General features: G+C 43.2%; 18 protein-coding genes. 6 read left to right on the top strand and 12 right to left on the bottom strand.

The window, feature by feature from the left end:
• Positions 1 to 90: 90 nt before the first annotated feature.
• From FPZ43_RS09200 to FPZ43_RS09180, 5 genes are all read right to left on the bottom strand, one after another.
• Positions 91 to 2025: a fumarate reductase/succinate dehydrogenase flavoprotein subunit gene (locus tag FPZ43_RS09200; protein ID WP_146381569.1), complete on the bottom strand. Its 1935-nt coding sequence runs from the start codon at positions 2023 to 2025 to the stop codon at positions 91 to 93.
• 129 nt (positions 2026 to 2154) lie between these two features.
• On the bottom strand, positions 2155 to 2940 hold the full coding sequence (locus tag FPZ43_RS09195; RefSeq protein ID WP_146381568.1) for a succinate dehydrogenase cytochrome b subunit: 786 nt from the start codon (positions 2938 to 2940) through the stop codon (positions 2155 to 2157).
• 160 nt (positions 2941 to 3100) lie between these two features.
• Positions 3101 to 4330: an FtsX-like permease family protein gene (locus tag FPZ43_RS09190; protein ID WP_146381566.1), complete on the bottom strand. Its 1230-nt coding sequence runs from the start codon at positions 4328 to 4330 to the stop codon at positions 3101 to 3103.
• Positions 4331 to 4341: 11 nt separating this feature from the next.
• Entirely contained in the window at positions 4342 to 4977 is a 636-nt protein-coding gene (locus tag FPZ43_RS09185) for an MBL fold metallo-hydrolase (RefSeq protein ID WP_146381565.1), read from the bottom strand.
• 47 nt (positions 4978 to 5024) lie between these two features.
• Entirely contained in the window at positions 5025 to 6101 is a 1077-nt protein-coding gene (locus FPZ43_RS09180) for a S41 family peptidase (protein WP_146381564.1), read from the bottom strand.
• A gap of 125 nt (positions 6102 to 6226) precedes the next feature.
• Here FPZ43_RS09180 and aspS point away from each other — a divergent pair, with 125 nt between their 5' ends.
• Positions 6227 to 7975 carry an aspartate--tRNA ligase gene (gene aspS, locus FPZ43_RS09175; protein ID WP_146381563.1) on the top strand — a complete coding sequence of 583 codons (1749 nt, stop codon included), beginning with the start codon at positions 6227 to 6229 and terminating at the stop codon, positions 7973 to 7975.
• Between the two features lie 26 nt (positions 7976 to 8001).
• The gene (locus tag FPZ43_RS09170) at positions 8002 to 8466 is read left to right on the top strand and encodes an FKBP-type peptidyl-prolyl cis-trans isomerase (RefSeq protein ID WP_146381562.1); all 465 of its coding nucleotides are present in this window, start codon (positions 8002 to 8004) and stop codon (positions 8464 to 8466) included.
• Positions 8467 to 8534: 68 nt separating this feature from the next.
• Here the strand turns inward: FPZ43_RS09170 and FPZ43_RS09165 are convergent, their stop codons facing one another.
• A complete protein-coding gene (locus FPZ43_RS09165) occupies positions 8535 to 9647 on the bottom strand; it encodes a DUF6515 family protein (protein WP_186461797.1) in 1113 nt (370 codons plus the stop codon).
• 125 nt (positions 9648 to 9772) lie between these two features.
• Positions 9773 to 10342: a thiamine diphosphokinase gene (locus FPZ43_RS09155; RefSeq protein ID WP_186461796.1), complete on the bottom strand. Its 570-nt coding sequence runs from the start codon at positions 10340 to 10342 to the stop codon at positions 9773 to 9775.
• Between the two features lie 134 nt (positions 10343 to 10476).
• Between FPZ43_RS09155 and FPZ43_RS09150 the strand changes: the two genes are divergently transcribed.
• The 3 genes from FPZ43_RS09150 to FPZ43_RS09140 all read left to right on the top strand — a co-directional run bounded on the left by FPZ43_RS09150 (position 10477) and on the right by FPZ43_RS09140 (position 14251).
• The gene (locus FPZ43_RS09150) at positions 10477 to 11211 is read left to right on the top strand and encodes a class I SAM-dependent methyltransferase (protein WP_146381560.1); all 735 of its coding nucleotides are present in this window, start codon (positions 10477 to 10479) and stop codon (positions 11209 to 11211) included.
• Entirely contained in the window at positions 11211 to 12311 is a 1101-nt protein-coding gene (dinB, locus tag FPZ43_RS09145; RefSeq protein WP_146381559.1) for a DNA polymerase IV, read from the top strand. Before FPZ43_RS09150 ends, dinB begins: the two co-directional genes overlap by 1 nt.
• A gap of 635 nt (positions 12312 to 12946) precedes the next feature.
• On the top strand, positions 12947 to 14251 hold the full coding sequence (locus tag FPZ43_RS09140) for an ammonium transporter (RefSeq protein ID WP_146381558.1): 1305 nt from the start codon (positions 12947 to 12949) through the stop codon (positions 14249 to 14251).
• Positions 14252 to 14397: 146 nt separating this feature from the next.
• On the opposite strand, the gene FPZ43_RS09135 is transcribed toward FPZ43_RS09140, so the two are convergent.
• Complete coding sequence (locus FPZ43_RS09135) at positions 14398 to 15018, bottom strand: SprT-like domain-containing protein (RefSeq protein WP_146381557.1); 621 nt, start codon at positions 15016 to 15018, stop codon at positions 14398 to 14400.
• Positions 15019 to 15145: 127 nt separating this feature from the next.
• On the opposite strand from FPZ43_RS09135, the gene FPZ43_RS09130 reads away from it, so the two are divergent.
• The gene (locus tag FPZ43_RS09130; protein WP_186461795.1) at positions 15146 to 15550 is read left to right on the top strand and encodes a hypothetical protein; all 405 of its coding nucleotides are present in this window, start codon (positions 15146 to 15148) and stop codon (positions 15548 to 15550) included.
• 62 nt (positions 15551 to 15612) lie between these two features.
• Here the strand turns inward: FPZ43_RS09130 and feoB are convergent, their stop codons facing one another.
• From feoB to FPZ43_RS09115, 4 genes are all read right to left on the bottom strand, one after another.
• The gene (feoB, locus tag FPZ43_RS09125) at positions 15613 to 17724 is read right to left on the bottom strand and encodes a ferrous iron transport protein B (protein ID WP_146381555.1); all 2112 of its coding nucleotides are present in this window, start codon (positions 17722 to 17724) and stop codon (positions 15613 to 15615) included.
• A 5-nt stretch (positions 17725 to 17729) separates the two neighbouring features.
• Entirely contained in the window at positions 17730 to 17945 is a 216-nt protein-coding gene (locus FPZ43_RS09120; protein ID WP_146381554.1) for a FeoA family protein, read from the bottom strand.
• Positions 17946 to 18046: 101 nt separating this feature from the next.
• Complete coding sequence (locus FPZ43_RS19265) at positions 18047 to 18184, bottom strand: hypothetical protein (RefSeq protein WP_186461794.1); 138 nt, start codon at positions 18182 to 18184, stop codon at positions 18047 to 18049.
• Positions 18171 to 18566: a VanZ family protein gene (locus tag FPZ43_RS09115; RefSeq protein ID WP_146381553.1), complete on the bottom strand. Its 396-nt coding sequence runs from the start codon at positions 18564 to 18566 to the stop codon at positions 18171 to 18173. Before FPZ43_RS09115 ends, FPZ43_RS19265 begins: the two co-directional genes overlap by 14 nt.
• Positions 18567 to 18568 lie beyond the last annotated feature (2 nt).

The raw sequence follows: 18568 nt of genomic DNA, 5'->3' as shown, positions 1-18568 counted from the left end.
CCCTTAAGTTATGCATCGTATATCAGGTTTGACATTAATTTTAAGTATGCTCCTTTCGGTCTCATATCTCAAATCTAATGTCTCACATCTCTACTTGTAGCTTCTTTGTGTTAACTTAACGTTTTCGTAAACCAGTTCTTCTTTGTGCAATTCTTCGGGTTGGTTTTCTCCTTTAAACTCCCATGCTGCAACAAATGCAAAGTTTTCGTCGTCGCGCAATGCTTCACCTTCTTCTGTTTGCGATTCCAAACGGAAGTGGCCACCGCATGATTCACGGCGCATCAAAGCGTCGGTAACCATCAGTTCGCCTAGCTCAATAAAGTCGGCAACGCGGCCTGCTCTTTCAAGGGCAAGGTTCATTTCATCATTTTCGCCTACAACCAAAGCATTTTTCCAGAAATCAGCTTTCAGCTCCTGGATCATCGCTTTTGCTTTCGTCAATCCTTCTTCGGTACGTGCCATGCCGCAATATTCCCACATAATGTGGCCAAGTTCGCGGTGGTACTCAACAACCGTTTTGGTGCCTTTAAGCGCCAATAATTTATTTACGTACTCGGTAGTCTGTTTTTTGGTTTCTGCAAAAGCAGGGTGGTTTGTGTCAACCGGTTTCATGCCGATACCTGCAAGGTAATCGCCAAGGGTGTAAGGGATAACAAAGTAACCGTCAGATAATCCCTGCATCAAAGCGGAAGCACCAAGGCGGTTTGCACCGTGATCGCTAAAGTTGCATTCGCCTAAAGCGTAAAGGCCAGGTATGTTTGTACTCAGGTTATAGTCAACCCAAAGGCCACCCATTGTATAGTGTACCGCCGGGTAAATACGCATTGGCTGTTTGTACGGGTTCTCATCAGTGATCTGATAATACATATCAAACAAGTTACCATATTTAGCACGCACGGTATCTTCGCCCATACGGGTTATAGCGTCTGCAAAGTCAAGGTAAACCGCTAAGCCCGATGCACCTACGCCGCGGCCTTCGTCTGTCATATCCTTTGCGTTACGTGAAGCAACGTCACGCGGAACAAGGTTACCGAATGATGGATACTTACGCTCTAAGAAATAATCGCGCTCATCTTCTTTAACCTGTGCGGCAGTTATTTCCTTTTTGCGAAGTTTCTCTGCAATCTCCTTAGTTTTCGGTGCCCAAACACGTCCGTCGTTACGTAACGATTCAGACATCAGCGTAAGCTTGCTCTGGTGGTCGCCGGTTACCGGGATACAGGTTGGGTGGATCTGCGTATAGCAAGGGTTAGCAAAGTATGCACCGCGTTTGTGGGCACGCCATGCTGCAGTTACGTTTGAGCCGATAGCATTTGTTGAAAGATAAAACACGTTACCATAGCCACCTGTGCACAACAATACTGCATGACCGCTGTGTGTTTCAATAGCACCAGTCTTAAGGTTACGTGTAACGATACCTTTTGCATGGCCATCAACCACAACAACATCAAGCATTTCGGTACGGGTATACATCTTAACCTTGCCCAGGTGTATCTGGCGGTTTAATGCCGAGTACGCACCTAAAAGCAATTGCTGCCCTGTTTGGCCACGCGCATAGAACGTACGCGATACCTGCGAACCACCGAATGAACGGTTATCCAGCAAGCCGCCGTATTCACGTGCAAATGGAACGCCCTGTGCAACGCACTGGTCAATAATATTTACCGACACCTCTGCCAAACGGTGTACGTTGGCTTCGCGGGCGCGGTAATCGCCACCCTTAATGGTATCGTAAAAAAGGCGATAAACGCTATCGCCATCATTTTGATAGTTTTTAGCAGCATTGATACCACCTTGCGCAGCAATTGAGTGTGCACGGCGCGGGCTATCCTGGAAACAAAATGCCTTAACATTGTAACCAAGCTCGGCCAGTGATGCCGCAGCTGATGCACCAGCCAAACCTGTACCTACAACTATAATGTCGTACTTACGCTTATTGGTTGGGTTTACCAGCTTTAAATTAAATTTATGCTTGCTCCATTTTTCGGCTAATGGGCCTTGCGGAATTTTAGCATCTAAACTCATATTTTCTATTTTAGAGTCAGGAACCAAGAGTGTAGGATCAAGATATTATGATTGGCCCTCTTTTGTTCCTGTGTCGTATTTTGCTTAAACTATTAGTGTCCTGAATCTCGATTCTGTTTCTTGATCCCTTTACTTACTTAGGCTTTGTATATAATATACTATCGGCATCAGCGCAAAACCTACGGGTATTACCACTGCAAATAACCAGGTGCCTATAAAATAAACCACACCATTCCAGCGCCTGTGTACCCAGCCAAGTGTTTTAAACGCACTTTGAAAACCATGCACGAGGTGGAATGATACAGCACCCATAGCAATAACGTAGAACACCACATACCAAAGGTGGCTAAAGCTCCATTGGATACGTGCGTGCAAGTCTTTTACTCTTACAATTTCAACGTTGTTTTCTGTTGAGTACGAACGCTCAAAATCCGGGTTTGATGGCGTAAAGTCTGTAACGGTAGTTTCACCGGTGATTTGGTTGGTTTTGTATTCCTTAAAGCCAAGTATGTTGTTGTACTTGTAGGTAAACCAAAAATCGCCCATGTGTATAACAATGAACAGTAACAGGATTGAACCTAAAACGCCCATGTTTTTTGAAGACCATGATGCCGGCGATTTAGGCTGCACTGCATAGCCTACCGGCCTTGCCCTGCGGTTTTTGATTGTTAGCACCAGCGCATATACCGAGTGTATAATAATACTCACGTAAAGGATGTACGCAACTACCTCGATAGGCGGAAAATGCGTTAAGAAATTTGCATAGCTATTAAAAGCAAAGCCCTGGTCGTTTTTAAATAACAAAAGGTTACCGCCCAGGTGCACAATTAAAAAGGTACACAAAAACAAGCCAGTTAAAGCCATTATCAGCTTTTTTCCCAGTGATGAGTTAAAGGTTTGTTTAAATTCACTCATTATTGATCAGATTTATTTTGGTGGCAAAATTATTATTAAATAACAAAAGATATAAATGGTTTCAGTTTAATAAAGCCATTTATGGTTATTTAGAAACAATCTAAAAGAATAGTGGAAAAATAGCTTCAGTAGGCAGCAATCATTAGAATTTGATAAGCAATTACAACTCCTGCTTGATGTCATCTAGCCCTTTTATGCTTAATCGTGAACTTATGCCTGAGGCTATAACAGAAATTAGCCCGACTGTAAATATTACCAGGGCGATATTGTTTACAAAATCGTACTCAACAGGGTATGCATCCAATACCGAAAGCTTAGCACCCATTTTTATCAGGCTAAACTCCTTTTGAATAAAGCAAACAATATATCCTATCACAATACCTGCAACGCAGCCAATAGCCGATATCATCATCCCCTCGAAGAAGAAGATGCCCTGTATAAGCCGTTTGTTGGCACCAAGGCTTGTTAATATGGCTATGTCCTTGCGCTTATCCATAACCAGCATAGTTAATGAGCCTATGATGTTAAATATGGCTATGATCAATACAAAAACCAGGATCATGAAAATGGACCAGCGCTCATAATTAATTGTCTTGTACAACTCGGTATTTTGTTCACGGCGGTTTTTAACAACGTATTTATCACCGATGGTTTCCTGCACTTCTTCGCGTATTTTATCTACATCGTTACCCGGCTTGTAGTTTATTTCAATGGCAGACACTTCAAGCGGCTCGCCTAATAAGTCGCGGGTAAACTCAATCGGGGTGATGATAATATTGTCAAAATCCTGCTGTATGGCAAAAACACCAGACGGGAATATCGAGCGGAACACAAAATCGTTCATCGGGTCGTTGGAATTGCCTGCTGTTCGCCGCGGCGAATACACCTGCAGCGGCAGTTCTTCACTTTTTATGTTCACACCCAGGCTTCCCTGTATGGTTGAACCAATTACCGCGTAATACCGCCCTTTTTCTTTTAATGTAAATGATCCCCAGGTAATAGTACTATCTAAATGGGTATTCTTGAGGAATCCGTCACTTACACCCATTATTGTACCGATGAAGGGCCTGTCGCCATAGCGGATCAACACCTTTTCCTGCAACACCTGCGTGTATGATAGCACTCGCTTGTCGTGGCTCAGCTCATGAAAATGCAGCGCGTTAGGGTCAAATCGTTTCCCTTGGGCGGGTTCAATTTTTATCTGCGGGGTAAAGTTGCTGTATAACGATAAAATAACCTGCTCGAAACCATTGAATACCGAAAGGATAATAATTAGCGCGGCACTGCCAACCAACACACCCAGCATTGATATACCGGAAATGATATTGATGGCATGTGTTTGCTTTTTGCTAAACAGGTACCTTTTGGCTATGTAAATGGCGGTATTCAAACAGGTGCTGTTTATAAATAAGGGTTATGTTGCTTTTCGTAACCGATTGTTGTTTCGGGCCCGTGACCGGGGTATACGGTACAATCGTCTGGCAGGGCAAAAAGTTTGGTTTCGATATTTTTTACCAGTGTACTGTAATTCCCCCCCGGCAAATCGGTCCGGCCAATGCTGTTACGGAACAACACATCGCCGCCAATAAGGATATTGGCATCAGCGTCATAAAAGCACAAATGAGCCGGCGAATGTCCGGGCGCAAAAATCAATTGTAAAGTACTGCTGCCAAATGTAATTGTGCCGGTTTCGGGCAAATACTCATCAGGCAGCGGCGAAGGCTCATAAGTAAAGCCCATAGCGGGCGCATATGCTACAACTGCAGCCAGTGTTTCGCTTTCGCCCTCATGAAACTTTGGTTTAAGCCCGTACTGGTCAAACACAAATTTATTACCCAGCACGTGGTCGATATGGCAATGGGTATTAAGTAACAGCACTGGTTTAAGGTTATTACTCATGATAAAACCAACCACCGCGTTTTGCTCGGTAGATGTGTACATGCCCGGATCTATAATTACACATTCGCCGGTATTGTCATACAACAGGTAGGTATTTTCCTGGTACGGATTGTTTACAAACGCTTTTACAAAGGCCATAGCGCAAAAGTACTTTATTGCCTTTAAACCATAAAGATAATAACGGCCTACTTGGCAGCGGCATCCATCCGGTTCAATGCAGTACTTAAAACAGCATCATGCCCTGTCTCTAACTCCTGTAAGGAATTTGAAACCCTTACATACACAGGCACGCCCACGCCCTCATAACAAACCATTTTGGGCGAATAGTACTTTTGGTTTGATAAAGTAACCGACCACCCATTGGGCAAATCTTCGCTAAACATATCAGAGAGATTGCCTTCGGTTGGTTCGCCTATGGTTTTAACCTGCGGCAGTTGCTTCATGGCAAGCGTTAATACCTCTGCCGCGCTCACGGTTTTACTATTGGTAAGCAACATTACCGGTTTTGTAAACGCATAACTACCTCGGGGTTGAATAATCCATTTTTGCAGCTTGCTGTATTTATTGGTTTTGGCTATACGCTCCTGTTTAAAGTGGCCGGTAACAGGCTTTACAGTAAACCTGCCCGCTACCTCGTAGCTAAATTCATCGTCGCCGCCAATATTGGCACGCACATCAATTATTATGCCTCTCAAACCCTTACTTTGCGCCATCAGCGAATCCAGCACCTGCATTTCAAAATCCTTGTCATCTATCTCGCCATCGGTTATTTTCGCAAAGCAACGGGTAATGCGCAGGTAGGCATAATTTGCCGACCTACTGTAATAAAACAAATGCCTTCCCTTAAATACCGATCCATAACCTTTAACCGGCGCAAAACCATTTGCCAATAACAGCCTGTCATTATTTGCCCAAAAAGCGGCTTTAAGGCTGTCGGTATTAAATTCAGCCGCAAACTTTGAATAACCTGCTGCATTAAATTTCTTTTTCCGCTTTGCATCAATAATGTTTACGTGCGAATCGCCGAGCGGCTTTACCATTGCACTCATTATATTAAATAAGCTATCGTTAGTAATATCATCGCTCACCAGCGGCCTGTATTTTTGATACGAGGCTTTCCAGTTTACTTTATGCAGATCAAAAAAAGCATAGTTGTTATTAAATATATAACAAAATGCATCGAAGGATTTAACCTGTTGCTGGGCATTGGCTGATATAGTTAAAACAAGTGCAACTAATAGAGCTGATATTTTTTGACGCATTGTGATATTAAAACTATTGGAGTTTACAGGCCCAGTATAGTTACATAAAATTTAAGGCTTTTTGCTTAAAGCTTTAACGTTTAAACCCAAAACAGTACTTTTGCTGACTTTTAAAAAAAGGAATTATGCTTAGAACACACACTTGCGGACAATTAAATATCAGCAATTTAGGCGAAACGGTTACCCTTTGCGGTTGGGTGCAAAAATCACGCGACTTAGGGGGCACAACGTTTATTGACGTGCGCGACCGTTATGGTTTAACGCAATTGGTTTTAAATACCGAGAGTGATGCGGGGTTGCGCGAAGCCGGTCGTGAGCTTGGTCGCGAGTTTGTTATTAAGGTAACAGGTAAGGTGTTGGAGCGTTCAAATAAAAATACAAAGATCCCTACCGGCGGAATTGAAATTGCCGTTACGGAATTGGAAGTGTTAAACGCTGCCAAAATTCCACCGTTTTTAATTGAGGACGAAACCGATGGCGGTGAGGAACTGCGTGCGAAATACCGCTACCTGGATTTGCGCCGCAACCCGATACGTAACAACCTGGTTTTGCGCCACAAAATGGCGCAGGAAATCCGTCGCTATTTATCAGACCTTGACTTTATTGAAGTTGAAACCCCGGTACTGATCAAATCTACGCCAGAGGGTGCGCGTGATTTTGTGGTGCCAAGCCGCATGAATGCGGGTGAGTTTTATGCTTTACCGCAATCGCCGCAAACATTTAAGCAGTTGCTTATGGTAAGTGGTTTCGACCGTTATTTCCAGATTGTGAAATGCTTTAGGGATGAGGATTTGCGTGCCGATCGCCAACCGGAATTTACCCAGATTGACTGCGAGCTATCATTCATTACACAGGAAGACATCCTGAATATATTTGAGGGACTTACCCGCCATTTGTTCAGAAATGTTAAAAATCTTGAGCTGGGTGATTTCCCACGTATGCAATATGCCGATGCTATGCGTTTGTACGGATCTGACAAACCTGACACCCGTTTCGGGATGCAGTTTGTTGAGGTAAGCGATATTGTTAAAGGCAAAAACTTTGGGGTGTTTGACAACGCCGAACTGGTTGTTGGTATCAATGCCAAAGGCTGCGCAAACTACACCCGCAAGCAAATTGACGAGTTGACCGAATGGCTTAAACGCCCGCAAATTGGCGCAACAGGCTTAATATATGCCCGTCATAATGAAGATGGCACCATCAAATCTTCGGTTGATAAATTCTTTAACGAAGAAGAGTTGGCCAAATGGCAGGCCGCGTTTGAGACTGAGCCTGGCGATTTGATATTATTACTTGCCGGCCAAACCGACAAGGTACGCAAACAACTGAACGAACTGCGTTTGGAAATTGGCAGCCGCCTTGGCCTGCGCGATAAAAATAAATTTTCGCCGCTATGGGTGCTTGATTTCCCGCTGCTGGAGTGGGATGAAGAAACTGGCCGTTATCATGCCATGCACCACCCGTTCACCTCGCCAAAGCCGGAGGATATTGCCTTGCTTGACACCGACCCTAAAAACGTACGTGCCAATGCCTACGATTTAGTAATAAACGGTACCGAAATTGGCGGTGGCTCTATCCGTATTCACGATCGCGAACTGCAATCGCTGATGTTTAAACACCTGGGCTTCTCGGCAGAAGAAGCGCAGAAGCAATTTGGCTTCCTGATGGACGCCTTCGAATATGGTGCGCCTCCACATGGCGGTATAGCTTTCGGTTTTGACAGGCTTGCATCCATTTTCGCGGGCTTAGATTCAATCCGTGATGTGATTGCATTCCCTAAAAACAATTCGGGCCGCGATGTGATGATTGATTCGCCTTCAACCATTGCCGAAGCGCAGATGAACGAACTAAAAATAAAAACAGTTGTATCGTAAGGCTAAAAATTCCCGTTACTAATAACATGAAAAAATACATACTCATCCTTACCGTAATATTAGCCGGTTTTTCATCTTGTAAAAAAGACAGCTTTGATGCCAACAAACAAGCCGCAACAGACGAGGCCGCAATACAAGCATATTTGGCTGCTAACCCAAATATAAAAGCCACTAAAGATGCAAACGGGGTTTACTACCAAGTTATAACCGAGGGTACGGGCTCAAACCCTACATCAACAAGTACTGTTAGGGTTAACTACGTTGGCACTTTGTTAAACGGCAGCCAGTTTGATGCCGGCACAGGCTTTACATCATCTTTATCAAGTGTTGTAAAAGGATGGCAGTACGGCTTGCCACATGTTAAGGCAGGTGGCCGTATCCTGTTAATTATTCCATCGGCGTTAGGTTATGGCAATACATCGCCCGGTGCAGGCATACCTAAAAATTCGGTATTGGTATTTACAATTGACCTTTTAGGTTTTAATAATTAAGAAAACTATAAGTCATAAAAAAAGCGCCTCCCAAACAGAGGCGCTTTTTTTTGCAATAGCATTTATACTTATTCACCATCGTCTTCGGCAGGTTGCTCATCGGCAGCGTTACCTACAACTTTGTAAACCTTGTTATCGTTTGCATCGCGTATTTCCTGGAAGTAAGTGCCATCAGGAGATACATATAGCTTTTCGCCGTTTACTTTAATCTTGCGGCTATCCTCAGGCAACTTGGTTAAAATCTCGCCAATTTGCAATTGCGGTGCATCATCCTGGTACTGTCCATCACCAGTATTCAATTCACCATCTTTACCGGCCACTTCATAAACGATGCTACCATCGTCTTTAGTAACCGCACGGTAGTAAACACCGTTTGACTCGTAGTATTGCTCGCCGTTAATAGTGATCTGTGAAGCTTTTGATGGCAACTCCTTGATTTCGGCACCAATTGGTGGCTCAACAACTGTATACTGGTTATCATACTGGCGGTAATATAAACCATCGCTGTAATAGTACTGATAATCGCCGTACCAGAACGGATAATAGCCGTAAGGTAACACGCCTATGCTGAAACCAATACGTGGCAGGTAATATGAATTATAATAACCAAAGTTATTATACCAGCCGTAGCCAAAATAGCGTGAGCCATAATATCTTGGGCGATAGCCATAGCCGTAACCCCTGTTGTAATACCCGCCACGGCCGTAATTGCCACGGTAACCATAGTTTCCACGATTGCCGTAATACGGGCGATTACCTACATATGGGCGGGCACCGTTACCAAAAGCACCACGTGAATTATTGAAAGAACCGCGGTTACCACCAAATGCACTGTTGTTTGGCCTGCCCTGGAAACTACCACCCGGACGGTTACCGAATGATGGGCGGCTCATGTACCCACCGTTACCGCGGGATGGCGCTTGCATTACACCCTGAGACGGACGGCTCATTGACCCCATAGACGGACGGTTGAAACCACCGCCTGACGGCCTGCTGAAACCGCCACCACCTGAAGGGCGACTCATACCGCCGCCACCAAAGCCACCGCCGCCACCTGATGGGCGACCGCCGCCGAAGCCGCCACCGCCACCTCTGCGTTGGGCACTGGCATCCATTGCCACGAACAGGCAAAGCAGCCCGCTGAAAGCAAAACTTAAGATTTTTTTATATTTAGTATCCATGACGAAAGATTGTTAAGGATCAGCCTGTTGGCTGATGTGTATGTATGACTGAAAAATTTAACAACGGTTTAATAGTCGCTTAATTATTTTTTACAAAAAGCAGGCCACCTATTTGTTGCCTACCGTCATATTTCTTCGGCTATAAACAGATACGGGCTGTTAAACGTAAATGTTACAAAACCATCATGTTGTGTTAAATATCTGCGCTCGCCAATTGGTTGAGCACCGGCTACCATCAAATCAGATGCTTCGGACAGAATTTCCATGCGCTCACCTGCCGGCTTCCATTTGCTAAATCCACTGTTTATGGCAAAAATCTTTCTGTTACCGCTAAAAACAACGATGTTTATTTGGGTTGCAAAAGCCGCGAACGTCTCTATATCTACTTCATCTGTAATTATATTAACGGCAGGGTACCCATTACTTAACAGATAGTGCATGGCAGCTTTGGCCGTTGCCCGACCATCGGTCGGGACGAGCTTAATGTCCGACTGCAATATTTCTTCCAGCTCATCAGCCATAACAACATCTACCTTAATTCCAATTGCATCCAAAAGCTCGGCTGTTATGGGAGTTGTTATCACTGTTGGGCTCCACTCTAATAATTGGCCCAATTGTTCTTCATCAAAATCATCTAACGATAATATAAGCAAAGCGGGCTCCTGTTTTTCGCGAACAATATGGTGTGATGACATTTTTGATGTGCTAAGTAAAACGCTAAGATAATTTAAATAAATAGCTACCCGTTTGATACACTATTGTTATCATTAATTTTGTGTTACCGCATAACTGGCCCGTGGTTGGATAGTAATACATAAATTCTTTGCACATGAAAGATAACTTTTCTCAAAAGGCTGATGAGTACGCAAAATATCGGCCTACTTACCCGCCGGAGTTATTTGATTATCTAGACACCCTGGTTACGAACAAGGTAAATGCATGGGATTGCGGTACAGGTAACGGGCAGGTTGCCCGCCAACTGGCAAAAAGCTTTGTAACAGTGTATGCAACTGACATCAGCAAAACTCAACTTGAAAACGCCCACAAAGCAGAAAATATAATTTACACCGTACAACCTGCGGAACAAACGAACTTTCCGGACGGTTTATTTGACCTTATTGTAGTTGCGCAGGCCATTCACTGGTTTGATTTTGACAGGTTTTATAACGAAGTTAAACGAACTGCAAAAAAAGACGCCATTATTTGCGTATTGGGTTATGGCATGCTCCAAATATCCGAGCAGATAGATGAAGTCATTAGCAACTTCTACAAAAACGTGATAGGCCCTTATTGGGATGATGAACGAAAGTATGTTGACGAGGGTTACAAAACCATACCCTTCCCGTTTGAAGAAATACAAACACCAGCTTTTACCAATACCAAGGATTGGGAACTTGATCATTTAGTAGGCTATTTAAACACATGGTCGGCCGTTAAGCATTTCATCAATCAAAATGGATATAACCCTATTGATGAATTGAGGGTACAAATTGAGCCGCATTGGGCAGCTGAAGAGATTAAGCCGGTGAGTTTTCCGCTACTGTTGCGCATCGGAAAGATTTGATGGAGCACCAACAACCTATACGCCGCAAAATTATCCATATAGATATGGACGCATTTTACGCGTCGGTAGAGCAGCGCGATAATCCCGAGTATCGCGGCAAAGCCTTGGTTGTTGGCGGCTTGCCGGAGGGCCGCGGCGGCGTGGTTGCTACAGCCAGCTACGAAGCCCGAAAATTTGGAGTGCGCTCGGCCATGTCATCAAAACAGGCATTGCAATTGTGCCCTCACGCTATTTTTGTGCGGCCAAGGTTTGCAGCCTACAAGGAGGCCTCACAAAAAATCCGTGAAATATTTAGCCGTTATACCGATCTGATTGAACCCCTATCGCTGGACGAGGCTTACCTTGATGTCACCGAAGATAAACTTGGAATAGGATCAGCAATGGACATTGCTAAGGAGATTAAACAGGCCATTAAGGAAGAGTTGAACCTTACAGCATCGGCAGGTGTTTCTGTAAACAAGTTTGTGGCCAAAATAGCCTCTGATATGCAAAAGCCGGATGGCTTAACTTTCATAGGTCCATCATCCGTTGAACGCTTTATTGAAAAACTGCCGGTAGAAAAATTTTACGGTGTAGGCAAAGTAACAGCGCAAAAAATGATGAATAAGGGGCTGTTTACAGGTGCCGATCTTAAAAAGCTAAGTCTTGCTGAAATGACCGCCAACTTTGGTAAAACGGGCGCCTTTTACTACAATATAGTTCGCGGTATTGATAATCGGGCTGTACAGCCGCATCGCGAAACAAAATCAATGGGTGCAGAAGATACTTTCCCGTACGACCTAACCACTATTGATGAAATGCACGCTGAATTGGATAAGATAGCCCAACTTGTGCATGACCGCCTTTTAAAATATCAGCTTAAAGGCCGAACGGTAACGCTTAAAATAAAATATGCCGACTTTAAGCAGATAACCCGCAGTTATTCCCATCCCGAAAGGCTAAATGATTTACAGTTAATTGCCCGAACCGCCAAAGATTTGTTGGCAGTAACTGATCTTGAAGATGCCCGTATACGGCTTCTAGGTATAACGCTTTCCAATTTTACTCCCATCGAGCCTAAACAAAAGCAAAGTTCTCCCCAACTTGATCTTTTTGAGTAAAAATTAGACAAAAGTTGTTAATTATTCGTAGAAATAGCAATTCCGATACACAAATAAGGGCAAATCAATTTTATAGAAATTTAAAACACAAAATAATTACTGCAACAGAATTATAAATGGAGATTTATAATAGTATAATTATAATTATCTGATATATTTTCAATAATATTCAATTTTTATTGACAAATTGCTTTTATAATTATATTTTTAGCATATGATTTTAAATAAAATAAATGACGCAACCATAAAATTGTTCAAACACGAACGATTAGTTGATTCATTTAATTTATTAACAACGCAAAACAACGCCATTTTTAATTTAATACTAAGTTTTTTCTACAGCCTCGAGTCAATTACTTCATATTATTTACTCTTTTTTCCAAGGTGGGATACAATAGATGGGTTTTTCAGGAAATCAGGAATAAAAAACGGGCTTTTACCCGAATTTTTAAGCGCAACTACCGCGACAAATTATAATAAGTATGTAAAGCATGATTTTTTGCAGCAAGACAATCAGTCGTCACAGCTGCCGGAGATCGTGCTTTTTAATGCCTTTGCGCGATAATATTTAATGAACAATCCTAACTAATTAATAACTATTAACTAACCCTGTTATCCACACTTAAACTAAAAACATGAAAAAAGTTGTACCCTTTGGTATCTTGGTCATTGTTGTTATCCTGGCATTAATATATCCGGGAAACATTACGGCAGTGAAGCCCGCTACGACCTACAACGGTGCCGACATTGCATGGATTCTTATTTCCACTGCATTAGTGCTTTTGATGACTCCCGGACTTGCCTTCTTTTATGGCGGTATGGTGCGTAAAAAAAATGTTATTTCAACCATGCTGCAAAGCTTTGTTTGTATGGGACTGATAACTATTATTTGGGTAGTATTTGGCTTTAGTATGGCCTTTGGTGATGACATTGGTGGTGGCTTTCTTGGTAACCCTAAAACATTCTTTATGATGCAGAATACACTCGGCGTTGCATGGCTGGGTGGTACCATACCGGTGATTCTGTTTGCCATGTTTCAATTAAAATTCGCTGTTATTACTCCGGCGTTAATTACAGGTGCATTTGCAGAGCGTATTCGTTTTAACTCTTACCTTATTTTCATTACCCTTTTCATCGTTATCATATACATTCCATTGGCTCACGCTACATGGCACCCGGATGGGTTCTTCTTTAAAATGGGTGTACTTGACTTTGCCGGCGGTACGGTAGTACACATGTCTGCAGGTTGGGCGGCGTTAGCCTCGGCCTTATTCCTCAAAAAACGTAACGAAATACCGGAGGCACACACCCCGGCACGTATCAGCTATGTAATTTTAGGTACAGGCTTACTTTGGTTCGGCTGGTTTGGTTTTAACGCAGGGTCTGCCTTGGGCTCGGGCGAGTTAGCGGCTACTGCTTTAGCTACCACCACTACTGCATCAGCTGCAGCTGCCATGTCATGGATATTCTTTGATATCCTGAGGGGTAAAAAACCTTCGGCAATGGGTGCCTGTATAGGTGCGGTTGTAGGCTTGGTTGCTGTAACGCCAGCTGCCGGTTTTATCACCGTATCAAGCTCGCTTATTGTTGGTATAGTAGCAGCCGTTGTAAGCAACCTGGTTGTTATCTGGAGAAGCAAAACCAATATCGATGATACGCTGGACGTATTTCCTTGCCACGGTGTAGGTGGTATGGTAGGTATGCTTTTGACAGGCGTATTTGCAACCAAGAGCGTTAACTCATTAGGTGCAGATGGCCTATTTTATGGCGAAACAGGCTTATTTGTAAAACACCTTATTGCTTTGGTAGCTGTATCGGCATTTGCCTTTGTGGGCTCGTTTATATTATTGAAAGTAACAGACCTTATAAGCCCGCTGCGTGTAACTGCTGAAGATGAACTTGCAGGATTAGACGTTAGCCAGCATGACGAGGAATTATAAAATATTTGTTGAACTGACCTATTACAATTTTACTACTAACTACTACTAACTAACGGGAGGGAGGCGAAAGCTTCCCTCTTTGTTTTTACAGCGTTTGGGAAAAATATTTTCGCGGCCAGCCCTCTTGTAAGATACTTGCCGGCTAATCACTTATTGTAATTTTCAATAACTTCAACTTCGGCTACGGGGCTGAAGAGGTAAATGCGTTTGGTTGCTAATTCGGTACAACGATATCGCTTGCGTAGCTTTTCTTCTTTGCGAAAAACCCGGCCATCCTTTAATTTGAAAACGGTTTTTAGCGGCAGTTTCTCAACGGTAACTATATTCTCCTTGGGTGCATCATACTTACGTAGCGATCGGTATAGCGTAAGGTCCGAGCAGCTCGAAGCTGCCGGGTTGTTTAAATAGCTTGTTATAGCTTGCTTGATATCCGCAGGGAAAACGTCCTTTTCAAAAAAAGGCTGCATCATTTTCTTAAAATTATTTTTCCACTCGGTGCCGTGCGGCTTGGCTTTAAGCTGGTACTCGTTCCAGGTATGCAGGTGCGCAAACTCATGTACCGTAGTTACCAGGAAAGCGTAAGGGTTAAGATCGTAATTTACCGATATGCGGTGCCCCTTGCCTTGATAAGGTGCGCGGTAATCGCCAAATTTACTGTTGCGGTTACGCGAGATCTTGAATTCACATTTAAAATAATCTATCCAGCGGCCTATAAGTGGAGCCGCATCCGGCGGTAGATACTTTTCTAATATTTTTACTTTATCCAATTTTTACCTCTATTCAAAGATAAGCGTTTTGCGGAAGAAAGCTGTATTCAGCTAAAAGCGTAAAGACTAAGGCTGAAAGCTTTTCTAGCAAAAAGGAAAGAAGGTAGAAGCTAAATTGGAAGTAAGTATGGACGCAATTATTACTTTCGTGTCAATGATAAAAAAGAAACCTGAACAGAAAAGGCCCCTGAGCAAGCAGGAAAAAAAAGATGCGCTAGTTACTTTATTAGTAATTACAGCGATAATAATTAGTGGCCTTTACTGGTTAGGTAAGACATCAGACCAAGAAAATACAGTCCGGCTTAAAGCAGTTAATAACGGTTGCGTTTATACCAATGGCGTTATTACTTTGATATTTTACTATAAGGGCAAGTCGATTCATATAAAATACGTTGTAAAAGGAAAAGAGTATGAATACATCGGAGGTTGGAGTAACAATCCGCGACACTTGGGGAAGAATGACAGTGTAAGAATAAGATATGCTACGAGTGACCCATCCCTTGTCATTACAGAATTAGAAGATGGGTTTTAACCTCTTGACAAATGCTTCGGTAAGTTCAAACGTCGTCTGCTTTCACCCTTCAGCTCAAAAGCTTACTTCAAGAGATTGTAGGTCAGCAAAGCTGCTCCGTAGGCCAACAATGTCATGTAGACTAATTGAGCGGCTGGCCAGCGCCAGTTTTTGGTTTCACGGTAAACTACGGCAACAGTGCTGGCGCATTGCATGGCGAAAGCGTAAAACATCATAAGCGAGAATGCAACCGCCAGTGTAAATACTGGTTTGCCTTCCGGCGTTTTTGCGCTCCGCATTTTATCCTGCACAGATGTAATGTTATCGGCATCACCTTCCACGCTGTAGATTGTAGCCATGGTACCCACAAATACCTCGCGGGCAGCAAAAGATGTAATAAGGGCTATGCCTATTTTCCAATCGTAGCCAAGTGGCTTTATAACAGGCTCGATACTGTGGCCTAAAACACCTGCGTATGAATTTTCCAGTTTTTCGGATGATATCAATCTGTCCAGATCTGCCTGCGGCAACTTTTGCGTGTACTGCGGCTGGCTGTATTTTTTCTTGATGTTTTCGAAACGGTTACCCGGTCCGTATGATGACAGTACCCAAAGAATAATTGATACCGCAATAATTACTTTACCAGCCTGCACAACAAAAGCTTTTGAACGCTCGTACATCGAGAATAAAACGTTGTTCCACCTTGGCATACGGTAAACGGGCAGCTCCATTATAAAGTAGCCACGCTCGCGTGCTTTAAGTATAAACTTCATCACAAAGGCTACAATAACTGCCGATACAAGGCTTAACACATACATACCGGTAAGCGCAAGGCCCTGCAGGTTAAATATCCACCAAACATTTTTGTTAGGTACTACCAATGCAATTAATAAAGTATAAACCGGTAAACGTGCCGAACAGGCCACCAATGGCGTAACCATAATGGTTATCATACGGTCTTTCCAGTTCTCAATGGTGCGGGTACTCATAATAGATGGTACAGCGCAGGCAAACCCGCCTATCAATGGTACTACCGATTTACCATTGAGACCTACCTTACGCATGATCTTATCCATCATAAACGTAACGCGCGACATATAGCCCGTATCTTCAAGTATCGATATAAAAGCAAATAAAATAGCTATTTGCGGGATAAACACAAGCACACCGCTTAAACCCGCTACTACACCGTCGATAAGCAAATCGGCCAATGGACCGGCAGGTAAAACGCCGCGCAGTAAACCCTCGGCCCAAACAAACCCATCCTCGATCAGCGACATCGGGTACTCCGACCATGCAAATATCGATTGAAACATAAACAGCAATACAGCCATAAATATTACAAACCCAAATACACGGTGTGTCAGGATATGGTCGATCTTATTACTCACGCTTTCTTCGTGCGCGGTCTCCGGCGTTTGCACTGTATCATATAAAACATCGTTTATATAATTATAACGCGCAATAGTTTCTGCCGCCTGTGCCTTTTGCGAATGGAAGCTGTGTTTTTTTTCAAGTTCCTCTATCTTATCGCTTTGTGCCGGCGTTAAAAAATTAAGATATTCATGCTGATGGGCAAGTTGAAGGGCGTAGTATGGGCTTTCAACCTCCACCTCATTACTGATGTCGGCTATTAAAGCCGGAGCTATAGCATGCACATCGATAGAATCTACTTGCATTGCGTGCTTGTTGGCAAACGAAATAACTTTCTTTAAATCGTCAATACCTTCAACCTTTCGGGCGGATACAGGTACAACAGGCACCCCAAGACGTCTCGACAATAAATCAATGTCAATACTGATGTTGGCCTTTGCAGCCATATCCATCATATTTAAAGCAATAACAACCGGGATTTTTAAATCAGCTACCTGTGTGTACAAAAGCAGGTTACGCTTTAGATTGGTAGCATCTATAATAATAACAATAAGATCGGGCGTAAGCGCTGAACCTTTTTCAGCTAATACCGAAAACACGATAGATTCGTCTTTACTTTTCGGGTATAAGCTGTAGGTGCCAGGAAGATCAATGATTTCGGCACGGCGGCCATCAGGTAATTGGGCTATCCCAGTTTTCTTATCAACAGTAACACCCGGAAAGTTTCCAACTTTTTGGTTTAAGCCGGTTAGGGCATTAAATAATGTCGATTTACCGGTGTTAGGATTGCCTACAAGTGCTACTCTGATATCAGGTTTCAATGAAATTACTGCAAAATTATGGTCGAAGCTTCAAACTTACGCAAACTGAGCTGGTATCCGGATACCTGTATGGCAATCGGATCTCCGAGCGGTGCTATACGGCAAACCCTAACCTGTTCGCCGGGCAGACAGCCCATCTCCATCAACTTAACAGACATTTCCAGATCAGTAAATTCCTTTACTATCCCAGTTTCCCCTACTTCAAGTTGCGAAAGTGTCATTTGCTTAAATTAGACCACAAAGGTAGTCTTATTTAAAATAAATCCAAATAGCGAGGGTTGGCTAATGGATTATTAACCACAAAAGTACTATACTATGATAATTACGCCCTGTGGCCGGCTGGAGCATCAACCTTGATTTTGCCGAAGTGCGGGCAATTGCAGTCCTTTTTAAAAATGCCGCATGATGATGCAAATACGGTAATGGCTGCAACGAGTATTAATAATTTACTTCTTTTCATGATTTAAAGCATAAGCAGTAACCAACACACTAAACATGCCCAGGCAAGCGCCAATCGTATCAGCAAACAAATCGTTCCAGTCGCCGCTGCGCCAGGTAAAAACGTAGGTTTGCAACCATTCTATAAGCGCCCCGTAACTAATAAGCACTATGGTATTTTTAACAGCTATCTCTATACGTACAGTACGGGTGTTCCAGCGCATTATACTACCCAACGAGTACAATACAGCCAGTACAGCAAACAAGCCGCAATGCACCAGTTTATCAAAGCCCGGAAAAAAACGTGGCGATTTGTCAATGCCGCCCAGGGGCAGGTTACATATCACTAAAATAAATAAGGCCCACAAAATAGCGGGCCTGTAATATTTAATTTTTTGAATCATTT

This window comes from Mucilaginibacter pallidiroseus (assembly GCF_007846085.1).
In the GTDB taxonomy this organism is placed as follows: domain Bacteria; phylum Bacteroidota; class Bacteroidia; order Sphingobacteriales; family Sphingobacteriaceae; genus Mucilaginibacter; species Mucilaginibacter pallidiroseus.
Note: the sequence above shows the minus strand (reverse complement) of the source record. Positions and strands in the feature narration are given on the sequence as shown.

Excerpts from the sequence above, each read along its gene's own strand:
- FPZ43_RS19265 (WP_186461794.1), bottom strand. The coding sequence starts at position 18,184 with ATGAAAAGAAGTAAATTATTAATACTCGTTGCAGCCATTACCGTATTT.
- FPZ43_RS09130 (WP_186461795.1), top strand. The coding sequence starts at position 15,146 with ATGGACGCAATTATTACTTTCGTGTCAATGATAAAAAAGAAACCTGAA.
- FPZ43_RS09195 (WP_146381568.1), bottom strand. The coding sequence starts at position 2,940 with ATGAGTGAATTTAAACAAACCTTTAACTCATCACTGGGAAAAAAGCTG.
- FPZ43_RS09165 (WP_186461797.1), bottom strand. The coding sequence starts at position 9,647 with ATGGATACTAAATATAAAAAAATCTTAAGTTTTGCTTTCAGCGGGCTG.
- FPZ43_RS09140 (WP_146381558.1), top strand. The coding sequence starts at position 12,947 with ATGAAAAAAGTTGTACCCTTTGGTATCTTGGTCATTGTTGTTATCCTG.
- FPZ43_RS09200 (WP_146381569.1), bottom strand. The coding sequence starts at position 2,025 with ATGAGTTTAGATGCTAAAATTCCGCAAGGCCCATTAGCCGAAAAATGG.
- FPZ43_RS09115 (WP_146381553.1), bottom strand. The coding sequence starts at position 18,566 with ATGATTCAAAAAATTAAATATTACAGGCCCGCTATTTTGTGGGCCTTA.
- FPZ43_RS09155 (WP_186461796.1), bottom strand. The coding sequence starts at position 10,342 with ATGTCATCACACCATATTGTTCGCGAAAAACAGGAGCCCGCTTTGCTT.
- FPZ43_RS09120 (WP_146381554.1), bottom strand. The coding sequence starts at position 17,945 with ATGACACTTTCGCAACTTGAAGTAGGGGAAACTGGGATAGTAAAGGAA.
- FPZ43_RS09185 (WP_146381565.1), bottom strand. The coding sequence starts at position 4,977 with ATGGCCTTTGTAAAAGCGTTTGTAAACAATCCGTACCAGGAAAATACC.
- dinB (WP_146381559.1), top strand. The coding sequence starts at position 11,211 with ATGGAGCACCAACAACCTATACGCCGCAAAATTATCCATATAGATATG.
- FPZ43_RS09180 (WP_146381564.1), bottom strand. The coding sequence starts at position 6,101 with ATGCGTCAAAAAATATCAGCTCTATTAGTTGCACTTGTTTTAACTATA.
- FPZ43_RS09170 (WP_146381562.1), top strand. The coding sequence starts at position 8,002 with ATGAAAAAATACATACTCATCCTTACCGTAATATTAGCCGGTTTTTCA.
- FPZ43_RS09150 (WP_146381560.1), top strand. The coding sequence starts at position 10,477 with ATGAAAGATAACTTTTCTCAAAAGGCTGATGAGTACGCAAAATATCGG.
- aspS (WP_146381563.1), top strand. The coding sequence starts at position 6,227 with ATGCTTAGAACACACACTTGCGGACAATTAAATATCAGCAATTTAGGC.